The organism is Aquimarina sp. MAR_2010_214, from assembly GCF_002846555.1.
In the GTDB taxonomy this organism is placed as follows: domain Bacteria; phylum Bacteroidota; class Bacteroidia; order Flavobacteriales; family Flavobacteriaceae; genus Aquimarina.
Genome location: NZ_PJMS01000001.1, coordinates 3,511,938 through 3,528,070, shown reverse-complemented (window position 1 = coordinate 3,528,070; position 16,133 = coordinate 3,511,938). Strand labels below are relative to the sequence as shown.

At 32.2% G+C, this 16,133-nt stretch carries 14 protein-coding genes; 9 read left to right on the top strand and 5 right to left on the bottom strand.

Annotated features, from left to right (window positions below):
• Window positions 1-124 precede the first annotated feature (124 nt).
• From ATE84_RS15150 to ATE84_RS15125, 6 genes are all read left to right on the top strand, one after another.
• A complete protein-coding gene (locus tag ATE84_RS15150) occupies window positions 125-1,303 on the top strand; it encodes an acetyl-CoA C-acyltransferase (protein WP_101448761.1) in 1,179 nt (392 codons plus the stop codon).
• Window positions 1,304-1,424: 121 nt separating this feature from the next.
• Window positions 1,425-2,174, top strand: a complete 750-nt coding sequence (locus tag ATE84_RS15145; protein WP_101448760.1) for a C40 family peptidase — start codon at window positions 1,425-1,427, stop codon at window positions 2,172-2,174.
• A gap of 114 nt (window positions 2,175-2,288) precedes the next feature.
• Window positions 2,289-2,816: a GNAT family N-acetyltransferase gene (locus tag ATE84_RS15140; RefSeq protein ID WP_101448759.1), complete on the top strand. Its 528-nt coding sequence runs from the start codon at window positions 2,289-2,291 to the stop codon at window positions 2,814-2,816.
• Between the two features lie 72 nt (window positions 2,817-2,888).
• Entirely contained in the window at window positions 2,889-3,470 is a 582-nt protein-coding gene (locus ATE84_RS15135; RefSeq protein WP_101448758.1) for a TetR/AcrR family transcriptional regulator, read from the top strand.
• 65 nt (window positions 3,471-3,535) lie between these two features.
• Window positions 3,536-4,285: an SDR family NAD(P)-dependent oxidoreductase gene (locus ATE84_RS15130; protein WP_101448757.1), complete on the top strand. Its 750-nt coding sequence runs from the start codon at window positions 3,536-3,538 to the stop codon at window positions 4,283-4,285.
• Window positions 4,286-4,825: 540 nt separating this feature from the next.
• Window positions 4,826-5,578, top strand: a complete 753-nt coding sequence (locus tag ATE84_RS15125) for an SDR family NAD(P)-dependent oxidoreductase (RefSeq protein WP_101448756.1) — start codon at window positions 4,826-4,828, stop codon at window positions 5,576-5,578.
• Between the two features lie 198 nt (window positions 5,579-5,776).
• Here ATE84_RS15125 and ATE84_RS15120 read toward each other — a convergent pair whose 3' ends face one another.
• The gene (locus ATE84_RS15120) at window positions 5,777-8,314 is read right to left on the bottom strand and encodes a zinc-dependent metalloprotease (protein ID WP_101448755.1); all 2,538 of its coding nucleotides are present in this window, start codon (window positions 8,312-8,314) and stop codon (window positions 5,777-5,779) included.
• 644 nt (window positions 8,315-8,958) lie between these two features.
• Window positions 8,959-10,104, bottom strand: coding sequence for a T9SS type A sorting domain-containing protein (locus ATE84_RS15115; protein ID WP_101448754.1), 1,146 nt, complete (start codon window positions 10,102-10,104; stop codon window positions 8,959-8,961).
• Between the two features lie 265 nt (window positions 10,105-10,369).
• On the opposite strand from ATE84_RS15115, the gene ATE84_RS15110 reads away from it, so the two are divergent.
• Window positions 10,370-11,134, top strand: a complete 765-nt coding sequence (locus ATE84_RS15110) for a LytTR family DNA-binding domain-containing protein (protein ID WP_101448753.1) — start codon at window positions 10,370-10,372, stop codon at window positions 11,132-11,134.
• Window position 11,135: 1 nt separating this feature from the next.
• Window positions 11,136-12,230, top strand: coding sequence for a sensor histidine kinase (locus tag ATE84_RS15105; protein WP_101448752.1), 1,095 nt, complete (start codon window positions 11,136-11,138; stop codon window positions 12,228-12,230).
• Window positions 12,231-12,263: 33 nt separating this feature from the next.
• Here ATE84_RS15105 and ATE84_RS15100 read toward each other — a convergent pair whose 3' ends face one another.
• Both ATE84_RS15100 and ATE84_RS15095 read right to left on the bottom strand, forming a co-directional pair.
• Complete coding sequence (locus tag ATE84_RS15100; protein ID WP_101448751.1) at window positions 12,264-12,941, bottom strand: DUF2461 domain-containing protein; 678 nt, start codon at window positions 12,939-12,941, stop codon at window positions 12,264-12,266.
• A 155-nt stretch (window positions 12,942-13,096) separates the two neighbouring features.
• A complete protein-coding gene (locus ATE84_RS15095; protein ID WP_101448750.1) occupies window positions 13,097-13,516 on the bottom strand; it encodes a CBS domain-containing protein in 420 nt (139 codons plus the stop codon).
• Window positions 13,517-13,781: 265 nt separating this feature from the next.
• On the opposite strand from ATE84_RS15095, the gene ATE84_RS15090 reads away from it, so the two are divergent.
• Window positions 13,782-15,839 (top strand): acetate--CoA ligase family protein, encoded by a 2,058-nt coding sequence (locus ATE84_RS15090; RefSeq protein ID WP_101451049.1) that lies wholly within the window; start codon window positions 13,782-13,784, stop codon window positions 15,837-15,839.
• A 60-nt stretch (window positions 15,840-15,899) separates the two neighbouring features.
• Here ATE84_RS15090 and ATE84_RS15085 read toward each other — a convergent pair whose 3' ends face one another.
• The gene (locus ATE84_RS15085; RefSeq protein ID WP_101448749.1) at window positions 15,900-16,133 is read right to left on the bottom strand and encodes a cytochrome C oxidase subunit IV family protein; all 234 of its coding nucleotides are present in this window, start codon (window positions 16,131-16,133) and stop codon (window positions 15,900-15,902) included.

Below are 16,133 nucleotides of genomic sequence, written 5' to 3'. Positions count from 1 at the left end.
CTCAAAAGTAGTAAAAAATAAGTCAGTACCACATTTGTATTCTTGTTAGTAACTTCACTATGCATATCCTTTAAAAATCACTAAATTCGCAAAAATCAATACACACATTTTTAAAACATAAATAATGAGTAAAGAAGTAGTAATCGTATCTGCAGTACGCACACCAATAGGAAGTTTTATGGGAAGTTTATCTACTGTTCCTGCAACTCAATTGGGAGCTACTGCAATTAAAGGTGCATTAGATAAAATAAACCTTGACCCTTCATTAGTTCAGGAAGTATTCATGGGTAATGTAGTGCAAGCGGGGAATGGACAAGCTCCAGCTAGGCAAGCTGCATTAGCAGCGGGGATTAAGGATACAGTTCCTTGTACTACAGTAAATAAAGTATGCGCAAGTGGTATGAAAGCTGTTATGCATGCCGCACAAACTATTGCCTTAGGAGATGCAGACATTGTAGTTGCCGGAGGAATGGAAAACATGAGCTTAATACCTCATTATGTGCGACTAAGAGCAGGGCATAAATTTGGGCCTCAGACAATGGAAGATGGTATGCAGAAAGATGGATTAGTAGATGCCTATGACCATAATGCAATGGGAGTTTGTGCAGATCTTTGTGCCACAGAACATAATTTTAGTAGAGAAGATCAAGATACTTTTGCAATACAATCTTATGAGCGTTCTGCAAAGGCTTGGGCCGATGGAAAATTTAATAATGAAGTAGTTCCTGTAGCAGTGCCTCAACGACGTGGAGAACCAGTTATGGTTACAGAAGATGAAGAGTATAAAAATGTGAAAATGGAAAAAATTCCTGCTTTACGCGCTGCTTTTTCTAAAGAAGGAACAGTTACTGCTGCAAACGCTTCTACAATTAATGACGGAGCCGGAGCGGTTGTTGTTATGAGTGCTGAAAAGGCTAAAGAACTAGGATTAGCACCTCTTGTAAGAATAAAAAGTTATGCTGATGCAGCACAGGAACCAAAGTGGTTTACGACTGCTCCTGCAAAAGCATTACCTAAGGCTATAGAAAAAGCTGGGATTTCACTTGATGATATAGATTTCTTTGAATTTAATGAGGCTTTCTCTGTTGTAGGACTAGCAAATCTAAAAATTCTAGGGCTTAATGATTCTAATACTAATGTAAATGGTGGTGCCGTTTCCCTTGGGCATCCTCTAGGGTGTTCTGGAGTACGAATATTGATCACTCTAATCAATGTATTAGAACAAAATAACGCCAAAATTGGTGCTGCTGCTATCTGTAACGGTGGTGGTGGTGCATCTGCCATGGTAATCGAAAGAGTATAATTATAAATCAGAAAATAGAAGTTAAGAGATCAAAGGTTTTTCCTCTTAACTTCTATTTTCTGAATCTCAATCAAATTGTTTAATATCTGACGTTTATTCGTCTGTTTTTCTATAAAAATTCATGCAATACGGTATTTGTAATCTAAGTATTGTTCCATTACGTTTCGAGCCTCAGGATTCCAGTGAAATGGTTTCCCAGATATTATATGGCGAACATTTTAAAGTGTTAGAAAAACGTAAAAAATGGAGTAAAATTCGTTTGGCCTTTGATCATTATGAAGGCTGGATTGATAACAAACAATACATAGAGGTCACCGAGGAAGAATATATCAATTTTGATAAACAACCGCTCTGTCTGGTGGGAGATATGGTCGAATTTGTAAGTTGCAATGATGATCAACTAATGCCTATCCCTCTTGGGGCATCTCTGAAAGCATTAGATTTTTTTAGACATCATTATGAAGGTACGAGAATTACAGAAAAACAATCCAAAGAAAATATAGTGAATACCGCTTTTCTATTTCTTAATGCTCCATATCTTTGGGGTGGAAAAACAAATTTTGGTATTGATTGTAGCGGGTTTTCTCAAATGGTATATAAACTTAATGGTTATAAGCTATTACGGGACGCATCTCAACAAGCAACTCAAGGCGATCCTTTAAGTTTTATTGAAGAAAGTGAACCCGGAGATTTGGCATTTTTTGATAATGAAGAAGGTGCAATTACCCATGTAGGTATTATGATGAAAGACAACTACATCATCCATGCCCATGGCAAAGTGCGCGTAGATCGAATTGACCACACCGGAATCTATAACGCCGAGAAACGTACGCATACTCATCAATTAAGAGTAATCAAACGTATTATTTAGTTTAAAAAGTACGTTTTAGTATAATTATAATAGTAAGACCTGTAAAGGCTATCTAAGAAAGTATATCATTCAAAAAAGGCATATATGCTGTTTAGCTACTAATTCATTGTCAAAATGATATTAAAAGAAGTTCAAATTAAAACAGTGCAATCAAACGACATCTATAAGTTATTGGATATCGGCCGTCAAACATTTTATGATGCCTTTGGGCCTCCTCACAACACAGAAAAAAATATCAATGAATATCTAAATAAAAAATTCACTTTAGATAACATTACAAAAGAGCTTCATAATCCAAACTCTGAGTTTTATTTTGCATGGGTAAATAATCAAATAGCTGGATATATAAAACTAAACTCAGGTAATGCTCAAACAGAACCTCTAGAAGGTAATACTCTAGAAATAGAACGAATATATGTTGTAAAGGAACATCAGGGCAAGAAAATTGGGCAATTATTATTTCAAAAAACTCTACAAATAGCAAAAGAAAAATCTATTGAATTTATTTGGTTAGGTGTTTGGGAGAAAAACCCTAGAGCGATAACCTTTTATAAAAGAAATGGTTTTAAAATCTTTGATACCCATCAATTTATGTTAGGAACAGACCTCCAAACTGATATGATGATGAAACTTGCTTTATAAAACTTTATGATTTTTATAACAATACTCCTTGCTAATTTTAGCTAATTTTGAAACGATCATTTCATTTAAGATATGCCAAAAGTAGAAACATTTGATAGAAATACAGTTTTGCAAAAAGCTACCGAAGTATTTCATGTAAAAGGATATAATGGTACCTCTATGCAAGATTTGGTAGATGCAACAGATTTAAATCGATCGAGTATTTATAACTCTTTTGGAAGTAAATTGCATATGTTTCTAGAGGTTCTTTCGTATTATCAATCTACGTTTGGAAATAATATTAGTCAAAAATTAGCACAATCATATAATGCTACCGAGGCTATTGAAGCAATCTTTGATTTATATGTTCATGAAATTATTAATGATAATAATCGTAAAGGTTGTTTGGTTGTTAATTGTAAGTCCGAAATGACAAATCAAGAGCCTTTAATCAAATCCTTTATGGAAAAAAATCAAGATAGAATGATTGCAATGCTTGAAGATATTGTGACCAAAGGACAAATGGAAAAGATATTTAATCAGAACCAAACAGCTAGCCAATATGCACTTTACCTCTTTTCATCTATACAAGGGCTTAGAATGACAGGGATATTAAACAAAAACGAAGAAGATTTAAGAAATCTCATTCGTACTATACTAAAAGTACTATACTAATTTTTTTTAACTTAATTTGAAACGATTGTTCCAAATAAACTATTTATAAACTTAAAAATGATACAATGAAAAAGTTACAAAACAAAGTAGCGGTTATTACAGGAGCCAATAGCGGAATAGGATTGGCAACAGCAAAACTGTATTTACAAGAAGGCGCCAAAGTGGTACTTTCAGGAAGACGTCAAGAGGCATTAGATGAAGTTGCAAAAGCTCTGGAAGGGGATTTTATTACAGTAAAAGCCGATGTCGCCATAGAAGAAGACAACAAAAGGTTAATTAATGAAGCGACTTCTAAATACGGAAAAATTGATATTCTCTTTCTAAATGCAGGAATCGCACCGGTAGCTCCCGTACATGAAATAACAGAAGAGCATTACGATACGCTATTTAGTATTAATGTAAAAGGACCAATATTAGCTACCAAAGAAGCTTTGCCACATATAAATGATGGTGGAACCATATTATTCACTAACTCTGTTGTAACTCAAAAAGGGTTTGATGGATTAGGTGTCTATTCTGCAACCAAAGGAGCCTTAAGAGCTTACCAACGCGTTTTAACCTCTGAGGTAAAATCTAGAGGTATTCGTGTTAATTCTATTGCCCCAGGCCCCATCGAAACACCTCTTTATGGTAAAATGGGACTACCAGAAGGTGTTGTAGAAGAAATGGGTAAAAGTTTTGCTCAACAAGTACCTTTAGGTCGTTTCGGGACTTCTGAAGAAGTTGCTAAATCTGCTTTATTTCTAGCTTCAGAAGATGCATCTTTTATTAATGGTGTGGATTTAGAAATTGATGGTGGATTAAGCCAAATATAAAATACTTCTCTATAAAATAGAAAAGGCTGATTTCTATAAAAATCGGCCTTTTTAAATTTGCTTCATTTCCATCATAATCTTTCTTAACATCAAATTCTCATAAAAACTCACAATATCAAACTTTTGCATAACACACTGATTATTTGTATATTATCGATTTAAAACCTGTTATCACATAAAAAATAGAGGTTTTTCACATAATTTCCAGACAAATCCCATCTGGTGTATATTTCGTAAAATATGATACACAATGGAAGGGGAAAAAATAATTACAAGTGGTTCTATCAAAGGACTTCAAATATATTGTACTGGATATATACTATATTCAAGAATTCTAAAATTCCCATAGTAGATATACATCATAATTATATGACTATTCACCTCTTGATAGTTGAAATGATAGTTTCTGTTATTAGTTCAAAAAAACAGTTCTATTTCTTATCTAAAAACTATTAACCATATTTTGAATAATCTATTTCATCCAATATATATTAAAATAATTACTCTATATAAATATTCATTAACCAAAAAGCAATTAGAATGAAAAAATTACACAACAAAGTAGCCGTGATAACTGGAGCAAATAGTGGAATTGGATTAGCCACGGCAAAATTGTACTTAAAGGAAGGTGCCAAAGTGGTACTCTCGGGAAGACGTCAAGAGGCACTAGATGAAGTTGCAGAAACACTTGAAGGTGATTTTATAACCGTTACTGCAGATGTAGCTAAACCAGAGGATAATAAAAGATTAATTAAAGAAGCTATCGATAAATATGGTAAAATTGATATCCTATTTCTTAATGCAGGCGTTGTTTTACACCCTACTCCAACACATGAGATCACAGAAGAACATTATGAAGAGATCTTTAACATTAATGTAAAAGGACCAATATTAGCAGTAAAGGAAGCATTACCTCATATCAATAACGAGGGAACTATTTTATTTAATAATTCTGTCGTTACACATCGAGCTTTTGATGGCCTGGCGATATATTCTGCTACTAAGGGTGCATTACGGGCGTATCAACGGGTTTTAACATCAGAAGTAAAGTCCAGATTTATTCGTGTTAATTCTATTTCTCCAGGGCCTATTACTACTCCAATTTTCAGTAAAATGGGGTTACCAAAAGATGTTTCAGAAGAAATGGGAAAAGGTTTTGCACAGCAAGTCCCACTAGGTCGTTTCGGAACCCCAGAAGAAATAGCTAAATCTGCATTATTTCTGGCATCAGATGATGCATCATATATCAATGGTATAGAATTGGAAGTTGACGGCGGGATGACTCAAGTTTAATTTAGGTCATAACTAATGATACATATAATATAAAGGCAATCAGAAAATTTTCTGATTGCCTTTAAAAAATAGAAGTGGTCTAAATTTTTTATTGAAGCAAGAAATAGCTAGCTTTTATTCGTAAAGGAATAAAATATGAAGAGAAGCTTTTTGAAGCCTATTGAAAAAATAAAAACCACTTCATGAAGTAAATATTATTTATTGCTTAACAACCTGATGTACAAACTTTTTCCCATCGAGATCTAACGTTACCATATATAAGCCTGCTTTAAGAGAGTTTAAATCAATCTTATTATTATTATTTATTTTCCCTTGTAATACTTTCCTTCCTAATACATCATGTATAGCAAAAAGAGTATTATCAGAAGGAGTAGCTACATTTAAAATCCCATTATTTATTATTGGATTAGGATACACTTTGGTTACTTCATTTTTATTATTAATTCCATTTCGAGCAACAACTGCTGGGGCAGCAATCTCAAACTCTTTAGATTCTGAACTACCAATATTTTCTGCTCCAGAAATCAACGGATTACCTCCAGAAGTTATAGCGTATGAACCTCTACCATAACCACAACATATACCATCGTTCTGAGAGTCATTAATAGTAAATGTATATCTACCAGGTATAAAACAATCAGGCAAAACAATTTCTGTTTCTTTTTGATCATCTTTGTATGGACCTCCTTCTGATACAATATTATTATTGCTATCAACAATTTTCCAAGTAGTTTCCTTAGGATATTTATCTAATCGTATAGTTATAGTTGCATCAATACAGTTTGCGATTTCAAAGTTTTCATTAGTGATATCAAAAAAGATATTATTCACAGGTTTTACCATGATTCTATACTTTTTAGCTAATGTTTCTGGAAGTCTTACTTCATGTTCACCATCATTTCTAACGTTTCTAGCCAAAGCTTTATTTAATGGGTATGTTTTCCCTTCATCCTCTGATAATAAAATATCAACATTTGCAGCATTTATTCCATTTCGATTAGTCTCTGCTACATCCCAGGTTAATGTATGCATCGTGTTAGGTCTTAACCTTATATGTTTACGATTTAAATTAGTAACCTTAAATGGCCCTGCTGCTTCAATAACATTCACTCTCATATCATCACTTTTATTTGCTCCAACACCTTCTCTCCTATCTCTTACTGTTAACCTAAAGTTTAAAGCTCTGGCAACATCAGGAACTGCCTCCCATTTCCATGCTGTTTTCCCTTTTTTTATAGTACTTAACCTAGGGAAATATCGTTTTTTAGAAGCTTTAGGACTATATGATCTAAAAGCTACTCCTGTTGTTGCATTTTTAGTAGGTAACTTGGTCCTAGCATCATCTTCATCCATTTGTTCCCAACAATAGGTAAGATTATCTCTAGCATCGGCATCTCTTCCTTCGCCTGTTAACACAAAAGGTGTTCCTTTAGGAATGGTATAATCTGCTCCAGCGTTTACTACAGGAACATTATTACGAGTATTAGTAACTGTAGCACATTGTGAAGCTTTCACAAAATCTGTAACTTGTTTGATAGAAACCGCATGAAAATAGGCATCACTATTTTGCTGCACATCTGTATTAGCACCTGTTATCCCCGCATATCCCATAATGGTAGTACCGCTTCCTGGTTCCACTTGTCTATTGGTTCTTTCATTTGGTCCAAATGTCCAGGTATGATTAGCTCCAAATTGATGTCCCATTTCATGAGCTACAAAATCTATATCAAATGTATCACCTCTAGGTTCCCTAGAAGTTGTATATCCTTTCCCTTTATTATCAGCATCACATACAGATGCTATCTCTCCTGCGTTACCAGAACTATCTACTCCTCCAAAAAGATGACCTATATCATAATTAATGGGGTTATTATCAACTCTCTCTGCATCTAGCACTCTTTGTAGCATAGTACTATAATTAGTGATTATGTTACGTCCCCTTCGAACAAAATTATATGGATCAGGGGTCTCTCTGTTATTTGGATAAATTTTGGTATGTACTAAATTGAGTGTTATCGAAAAATCTCTTTCAAAAATTGCATTTACTCTGTTTATAGTGGCATTAATAGCAGCTTGTGCTTGTGCTACTCCTCCATAAAAAGCAGTATACTCATCTGTCGTAGAAATCGCTAAATCATATGTTCTTAATCTACCATCGTCTGCGTTTTTTGCTCTAATACCTTGTGTAGATTTTTGATGATCATCTTCTATTGCTCCACAGGTAAACCTTTTTATCTCACTTATTTTGCTATCTTTTGTATACACGCTATAGGTATTACCATCTATGGTATAGGGTTCGATAAATACAGCTTTTGATCTCCCTGATAAACGCATAGTTTGTAAACCACTTGGCGAAACACTAAAGTGAATTGTTGCGGTTGGATCTTCAATTCCGTATCCAACATAAGATTTAATATCGGGATATTGTGCCGATAGTTCTGGACTCATAACCGGAGATTCTAATATGGTATAGGATTCCATGATTCCATTATCATTCGGAAATGACATTACCTTGCCAGAGCCTTTACTAGATTTACTTCTGAGCGGAGAGGCTTTAAGCGTTTTTTTCATTTGCTCTATATCCAACTCATAAAGGATATTGCCCGGCAAATAACTTGCTGTACTTTTGTTTTTTTGTAAGTTTTTAGAATTTGAGGTTCTTTTCCAAATGTCATTTTGAGAAAAGCCAATGGTTACTACAAATAGCACCATCATTAATGAAAGTTGAGTTTTCATAAGGTATATATATTAAAATTAATAATTCAAGCCTATATAGAACAATGACTATTGGTTAGTTACTCCCATAGCTATTACTCTATAATTATCCTCAATCGCAATTTTATTCCCTTCGTTCTTATGAGAAAATAATATATCCTAATTTTACTCTCAAACGTTTATTACTTTTCTTACACAACAGTTAATTCATGCTGTACCCTATTTTTTTTTCACTTTTTTTTAAGATCAGGTTAAAAAAAACTTAATTATTTAACAATAAACAGTTAAATATCCTTATCTAAACCGAGAAGTATACCTCCTACAAAACACTGTAATTCAAATAAATACACCCACCTCTTGTCTTTTCAAAATGCATCGTATTACTATCGAAAAATAAAAAGACAATTCAATGATGGTAGATCTAATTGTAACACCAATATTTGATAAAATGAGATAACTAAAATATTTACTGAAGAAATAGAAAAGAGATTTACAAAGCGAGTATGATTGGGCCATTTTGGCCACCTAAGAAGTAGCTATTAAATCGGCATTGTTTCTTGCATTGGATAATGCTTTTTTTTTATGATATAGAATTAGAAATTGGTAGGAAATGAGCTAAATTAAAAGGCTGATTGGACATGACAACCAGCCTTTTAAATATTTTTTCATCTAACAATTAGTAGTTTAGACTTCCTACAACTATTTTTAGAAATTAGTACTCTATAAAAACCAGGCGACCAATTCTCTACAGAAATCGTTTTTAAAAAATCTTCTCCGTCATAAGTTTCCTGACTCTCAAAAACTACATTTCCTCCAAATAGAGATTCAACTTTAATTCTAAAATTCGTTTCTTCTGACAATTCTACTTTGATATTTAGTAATTCTGAAACTGGATTAGGATATGCTTTAAGTTTTATATCAAGATTACACTTCTTTTTTCGTAGCGATATTTTTCTAACATTTCCTACTCCGCTAAATTCTGAAACATAAAGTGTGTTTTCTCTCTTATTTGAGATAATTCCGGAAGGAAAAGAAAAAGTAGCCTCAGAAATATCGCCATCCATACTCCCTGAAGTGCTACCTGCAAATATTTCTACACGATCAGTAAACCAAGGGTGTATTTTATAAATCTTGTGCTCTCCATATACGGTTCCATAAAGTGATCCTTTGGCATAAGCAATAAAAGCTAAATACGGAGCATTAGTACCAGAATCAGGAACCGTTGCTATATATTTTAATTCATTTTTACCAGGACGTAACCTATAAATTTTTCTATCTAAATAATTACCTATATAGAGTACTCCGCTATGATCAAAAGTTAACCCCACAGGAACACTTAATGGTGCTCCTTGATAAAGCTCTCTTATAGTTCCGTCTGGCAACAACTCATTTACGCTATTGTTCTCTGCATTACCAAAATCTGCATATGTAAATATCATAGCATCACTACAAAATGCCTTGATTATCCCTGACGGAAAGTCCCCTACAGGATATGTATGTAAAAGATTTCCTTCATTATCATATTTACGTATTGCCGCTCCTGTATATTCTACCACAAAAAGATTATCTTCTGAGTCAAAAGCCAATCCATTAGGGTTACTTAATCCTGTTACAAATGCACTTATTTCTCCCGATGGTGTAATCTTATATACGGTATCGCCAGAAAAATTAGAGCCATATAAATTTCCTTCAGAATCAAGTGCTAAGGCATCATCAATATCCTCTGTGGGTGAGTCCAAAATTGTAGTTACTGTTTGGGCATGCCCTACTATAGATGTGATAACAAATAGAAAAATGTAAAATGTTTTCATCATGAATTATTTTTGTGTGTTAGTTAAATTATGACCGTACTACCTTTTGTGTATGTCTAGTATAAGTCTTTTAAATATATGTATTAATTAGCTCTATAATATATTGTTGAAGTGTTTTGCGTATACAATGAAGTAAATTGTATTTTTTATGATGTAGATGGTGTTACATCAATCCCAAAGATAACCAGCATATAAAACTTACAGTTTTTTTTATATACATTGTACTACAATCACCAACAAATAGTATAGCACAGTACAATCTTTTATGAAAATTTCAACACTAATAATAGATGATGAGCCTTTGGCCAGAAAATTAATAGCAAACTTACTCATTAGTATTTCTGAAATTGAAGTAGTAGGACATTGTAAAACAGGTCAACAAGCCATACTAATGATAAATGAAATGTATCCTGACTTAATTTTTTTAGACATTCAGTTAAAAGACATGACTGGTTTTGATGTTTTAGAAAAAATTACGTCAAAAGTTCCTCTAGTTATATTTGTAAGTGCTTTTGATTCATTTGCGATAAAAGCATTTGATTTTTTTGCTTTCGATTATTTGTTAAAACCTTATAAAGAGGAGCGTTTTTATAGATCTGTACACAGAGTTATTGATATTTTTAAAAAAGACGAAACCGTAAATCTCGAAAAGAAAATAAACGCTCTGTTAAAACATGTAAAACCAATAGACTATTCTTCTCATAAAAGAAAAATCCCAGTTTCTTTAGGTAATAAAACGCTCTTTGTTTCTCCTTATAACATTCAATACATAATAGCTTCAAATTATTATGTAGAGATCTATACAGATAAAACAAAATATGTACTTCGCGAATCTATGTATAATCTCTTAAACAAATTAGACAATAAAGAATTTATTAGAATACACCGCTCTACAATTATAAATATAGAATGTATCAAGGAACTAATTAATTTTAATCGAGGAGAGATTAGTGTAAAAATGAAGGATCTTAAACAACTTAAAGTAAGCAGAAGTTATAAAAAGGAATTTTTGATTAAAATGGGATTATAGAGTGAAAAAATATTTAGACAAAAAGCTATTTCTTATACTATTGGGGTATGTAGCTATGTATCATATTGTTTTTATATCAAAAGGAGTATTATTAAAGTTATATGAGGTAAAACCTTATACAAATATAGCCTGGAAACAAATCACTTATGATATCATAATTGCTAACTTGATTATCGTTCCTCCTGCAGTAATACTCATTCTAATAATAACAAAAATGATGATCGACAAGGAGTACAAGTGGAGATCTATCATTGGAGTTCATTTCTTATTTTCATTACTTTTTGGTCTCTATTTATACGTGATTAGCTATGTCTATGTAAGCATTACAGAAAGTGTGAATTCTAAATTATTTAGTAGACAAGGAGTTATTACTATCATATCAGATTCTAATTTGCATTTTTTGGGATATGTAGGGTTTGTTACTATTATTTATTCTTACTACTACATTAAGAGAACTACCAAAACCGAAATACAAAAAGCTGTATTAGCTAAACAACTTACAGATATTAAGATGGAAGTTCTTAAATCTCAATTAAATCCTCATTTTTTGTTTAATACTTTAAATAGCATTTCTGCTCTTATAAAAGAAGATCAAAAAAAGGCACAAGATATGGTCGCAAACCTAGGTGATTTGCTAAGAGAAATTCTAATTTTAAAAGAAGTAAATCTAATTCCTGTATACAAAGAAGTGCAAGTTCTTAATAAATATATAGATATCATGAAGATGCGTTTTTCTGATCATTTGACAATAGATATCAAAATAGAAGATAACATAAAAGGGGTTATGATCCCTACAATGCTTATACAACCTATTATAGAAAATTCTTTAAAACACGGGTATTCTTATGACACTACAGACCTAAACGTGAATATGCATATATATCAACAAGATAACTGGTTAATCATTTTAATTAAAAATAATGGTCAACCATTATTTGAGAACAAAACCAATCAGGGTCTTGGAATAAAGAATGTAAAAGAGCGATTGCATACTCTTTATCATCATGATTTTGAATTTATTTTTAATACTAATCCTAATCATAAAGGAGTACATACAATTATGAAGATTCCTATTCACAATAACTTAGATAAATAATTAGTACAGCCTTTTTATAATATGCTACAAAAATTAGTCTATTAATGAGACTCCATTAAGATCAGTGGTAAGTACATCACTCATATAATCAAAAAACGGTCTTAACAATTCATAATGATAAACTACTTTATCCAAGAAATCAGGTGCAAAAACCTCAGCATCTGTAAAATTATGGGTTACATAAAATGATTTATTTTTGATCAAATCAATATTAGGATGATCTTTGCTAAATCCTTTAGGAGCAGTTTTTACCTGATTTGAAGGATTAAAACCATCAAATGAATTTTTAAAGTCTGTTTCAGACAAAATTTCTCTAATCTCCTGATCATCCATTTCAAATTCTTTCCTGATACGTAATAAATCTGCTGATTCTGGACTAAAAAAGCCTCCGGCCATAAGCGAATTACCAGGTTCTAGACGTAAATAATATCCTCCTCTTCTATGTGCTCCTGCCCTACTAAAACTTGCGCTACGGTGCACATTATAGGGTGTTTTATTTTTGCTAAAGCGGATATCTCGATTAATTCTAAATACTTTGGTTTTTTCGATCTCATCTTTCTCATTTAAACGCTCTGCAATAGACGCATAAAACACTTTCAATATCTTTTCATTATTTTGGTATCGCTTCTTATTTTCGGTCATCCAATCTCGATGATTGTTATTTTTTAAATCCTTTAAAAACTCAAATGCTGTTTTTGGTATTGTACTCATAACCTATTCTTTGATCTTAAAAATACTAAAATCTGTTTTCCCTGCAGAAGTTTAACTTAAATTTATAGCATAATATTGAATAAAGCTTTTGAATTATTAAGCAAAAAAAGGAAGCAATATGCTTCCTTTTTTATCATTATATAAAAACTGAGTTGTTAGAATTGTTCTAGTAAATAATTTATTAAATCTGTAGTTGTAACAATACCAACCAATTTACCATTATCTACTACTGGTAGTGCATGAAATTCTTTCTTCGATAATATTTCTGCAACTTCTTTGATTGTAGTATTAGAGTTTACGCTAATCAGGTTTTTTGCCATTACCTGTTCTATAGTAAACATTTCATAAACTACAGTATCAACATCACGCTCATCTACATCTACCGCATCTGCAAAACTAATACGTAGTAAGTCTGTGTAGCTTAACATACCAGTAATAGCATTACCACTTACTACAGGAATATGACGAATATTATTATCTTTAAATAACTTTTCCGCTGTTTCTAAACCATTAGTGTGATTTAAAGTTATTACATCGGAAGTCATAATTTTGGAAACAGGTGTTCTTTTTTTCATTCTATTAGTTTTAAATTCTATACTAAAGGTAGCATCAAACTCACAGAATTATTATGATAAATATCAGCTTATATGTATAAAAAATTGCTTGTTTTTTCGTAGTAAAAATCTACACATAAATAGTATTCAATAAACTCTAAAAAGTATTTGGTAAGTCTATCTTACATTAACATTTACTAATTTTAATTCAAACTAGAAATAATATGATATAAGTCATAAATAAGTGATGTTGGTCGAGTTATTTTTGTTTCAAATCAACAGATTTATGATAAATAGACAATTACTAGACCCCAAAAACATTGTTATTGTTGGTGGTTCTAATGATATTAAAAAACCTGGAGGAAAAATTGTAAAAAATATTCTTGAGGGAGGGTTCGAAGGAAAACTTAATATTATAAATCCAAAGGAGGATAAAGTACAAGGAATAAAAAGTTATCACTCTGTTAATGATATTCCTAATACAGATTTGGCTATACTGGCAATACCATCTAAATATTGTTTAGAAACAGTACGTGTTTTAGCGCTACAGAAAAACACAAAAGCATTCATAATTATTTCTGCTGGATTCTCAGAAACTAATGAAGAAGGACAACAATTAGAAAAAGAAATTGCCAATCTTGTAAATAGTGTAAATGGCTGTTTAATTGGTCCAAATTGTATTGGTGTTTTATGCGAAAAATATAAAGGAGTTTTTACAACTCCCATTCCCGAGTATAATAAAAAAGGTTGTGATTTAATCTCAAGTTCTGGGGCGACAGCAGTTTTTATTATGGAAGCAGGAGCATCTTTAGGTGTAAAATTTGCCAATGTATATTCAGTAGGAAATGCGGCTCAAACAGGTGTAGAGGAAATACTTGAATATATGGATACGAATTATGATCCAAACATCGATCCGCAAGTTAAACTACTTTATTTAGAAGCAATTAAAAATCCGCAAAAACTATTAAAACATGCCTCCTCTCTAATTCGAAAAGGGGCTAAAATAGCAGCAATAAAAGCAGGAAGCACAGCCGAAGGTAGTAGAGCTGCCTCTTCTCACACAGGTGCTATAGCAAGCTCTGATATGACGGTAAGAGCCTTGTTTAAAAAAGCAGGAATAGTGTATTGTAGTAGCAGAGAAGAATTATTAAGTGTAGCTTCAATTTTTAATTATAAGCCTCTTAAAGGTAAAAATATTGCGATAATTACGCATGCGGGTGGTTCTGCAGTAATGCTATCTGATGAACTCTCAAAAGGCGGATTAGAAATACCGGTTATCGAGGGTAAAGATGCAAAAACACTTGAGAGTTTTTTATACCCAGGTTCTTCGGTGAGCAACCCCATTGATTTTCTAGCTACAGGAACAGCAGAACAATTGGGTATTATTATTGATTATTGTGAGCATAAGTTTGATCATATAGATGCTATGGCTGTAGTTTTTGGTAGCCCTGGATTGTTTGATGTAGAAAATGTTTACAATGTACTAAGTGTAAAATTGGATATTTGTAAAAAACCAATTTTTCCTGTATTGCCATCAGTTATAAATGCTCGAAAAGAAATCAATACATTTTTAGAAAAAGGAAATATTAACTTTCCTGATGAAGTAGTTTTAGGGAAAGCTTTAGCTCAAGTATATAAAACTCCACCACCTACTACAGAAGATGTACAATTGCCAAATGTTGATGTAAAGAAAATAAGAGCTGTTATCGATAATGCTAAATCAGGCTACTTATCACCTTTTGAAGCAACTCAACTTTTGGATGCTGCTGGTGTACCTAGAGTTATAGAAATTGTTGAATCTAACAAAGAAACTTTGATAACTGAAGCTTCAAAGATGAATTTTCCATTAGTAATGAAGGTCGTTGGCCCTTTACATAAATCAGATGCACAGGGCGTTATTTTGAATGTAAATTCTATAGAAGAAGTTACTCAAAACTTTGATAAGCTCATGCAAATTAACAATGCTACCGGTGTTATGATTCAAGCTATGCTCAGCGGTATCGAATTATTTGTTGGAGTTAAAAAAGAACCTGGCTTTAATCATACTATACTATGTGGACTAGGAGGTATTTATATTGAAATCATGAATGATGTTACTGCAGGTTTAAGTCCTTTATCAAAACCAGAAATACAAGCAATGATTGCCTCATTAAAAGGCTATAAGCTAATTCAAGGTATTCGTGGTAAAGAGGGCGTTAGCGAAACCCTCTTTATTGAAATCATTCAACGTATCTCTGCACTGGTAGAAGCAGCTCCTGAAATAGTAGAAATGGATATCAACCCCCTAATGGGAACACAAAAAGCGATTACTGCCGTAGACATACGTATAAACATTGTAAAATAAGAATTATATTGCTTGGTTGAAAAAATAAAAATTACCCAGTTTTATATAATAACAAACAATTTATATAATCATTACAATTACCATAAAAAGTAAAACAAAAAAAATGATTGCATATTTCCAAAAGGAATGAGCATTTTTAAGTTCCATAAACTGAAAAGCAACACCAATAAATTTCAATACTGATAGGATCAGGATAACAAGAACAATATACTTCCCTTCAACTTGAGAAAATAAAGCAGATACTACAGTAAGTATTAATAAAAGAATCCAGGTATATATTGCAGTTTTGTTCAT

Bases quoted from the DNA above. Each gene is read 5' to 3' on its own strand.
- ATE84_RS15140 (WP_101448759.1), top strand. From the start codon at position 2,289: ATGATATTAAAAGAAGTTCAAATTAAAACAGTGCAATCAAACGACATC.
- ATE84_RS15150 (WP_101448761.1), top strand. From the start codon at position 125: ATGAGTAAAGAAGTAGTAATCGTATCTGCAGTACGCACACCAATAGGA.
- ATE84_RS15095 (WP_101448750.1), bottom strand. From the start codon at position 13,516: ATGAAAAAAAGAACACCTGTTTCCAAAATTATGACTTCCGATGTAATA.
- ATE84_RS15145 (WP_101448760.1), top strand. From the start codon at position 1,425: ATGCAATACGGTATTTGTAATCTAAGTATTGTTCCATTACGTTTCGAG.
- ATE84_RS15120 (WP_101448755.1), bottom strand. From the start codon at position 8,314: ATGAAAACTCAACTTTCATTAATGATGGTGCTATTTGTAGTAACCATT.
- ATE84_RS15090 (WP_101451049.1), top strand. From the start codon at position 13,782: ATGATAAATAGACAATTACTAGACCCCAAAAACATTGTTATTGTTGGT.
- ATE84_RS15135 (WP_101448758.1), top strand. From the start codon at position 2,889: ATGCCAAAAGTAGAAACATTTGATAGAAATACAGTTTTGCAAAAAGCT.
- ATE84_RS15130 (WP_101448757.1), top strand. From the start codon at position 3,536: ATGAAAAAGTTACAAAACAAAGTAGCGGTTATTACAGGAGCCAATAGC.
- ATE84_RS15125 (WP_101448756.1), top strand. From the start codon at position 4,826: ATGAAAAAATTACACAACAAAGTAGCCGTGATAACTGGAGCAAATAGT.
- ATE84_RS15115 (WP_101448754.1), bottom strand. From the start codon at position 10,104: ATGAAAACATTTTACATTTTTCTATTTGTTATCACATCTATAGTAGGG.
- ATE84_RS15110 (WP_101448753.1), top strand. From the start codon at position 10,370: ATGAAAATTTCAACACTAATAATAGATGATGAGCCTTTGGCCAGAAAA.
- ATE84_RS15100 (WP_101448751.1), bottom strand. From the start codon at position 12,941: ATGAGTACAATACCAAAAACAGCATTTGAGTTTTTAAAGGATTTAAAA.
- ATE84_RS15085 (WP_101448749.1), bottom strand. From the start codon at position 16,133: ATGAACAAAACTGCAATATATACCTGGATTCTTTTATTAATACTTACT.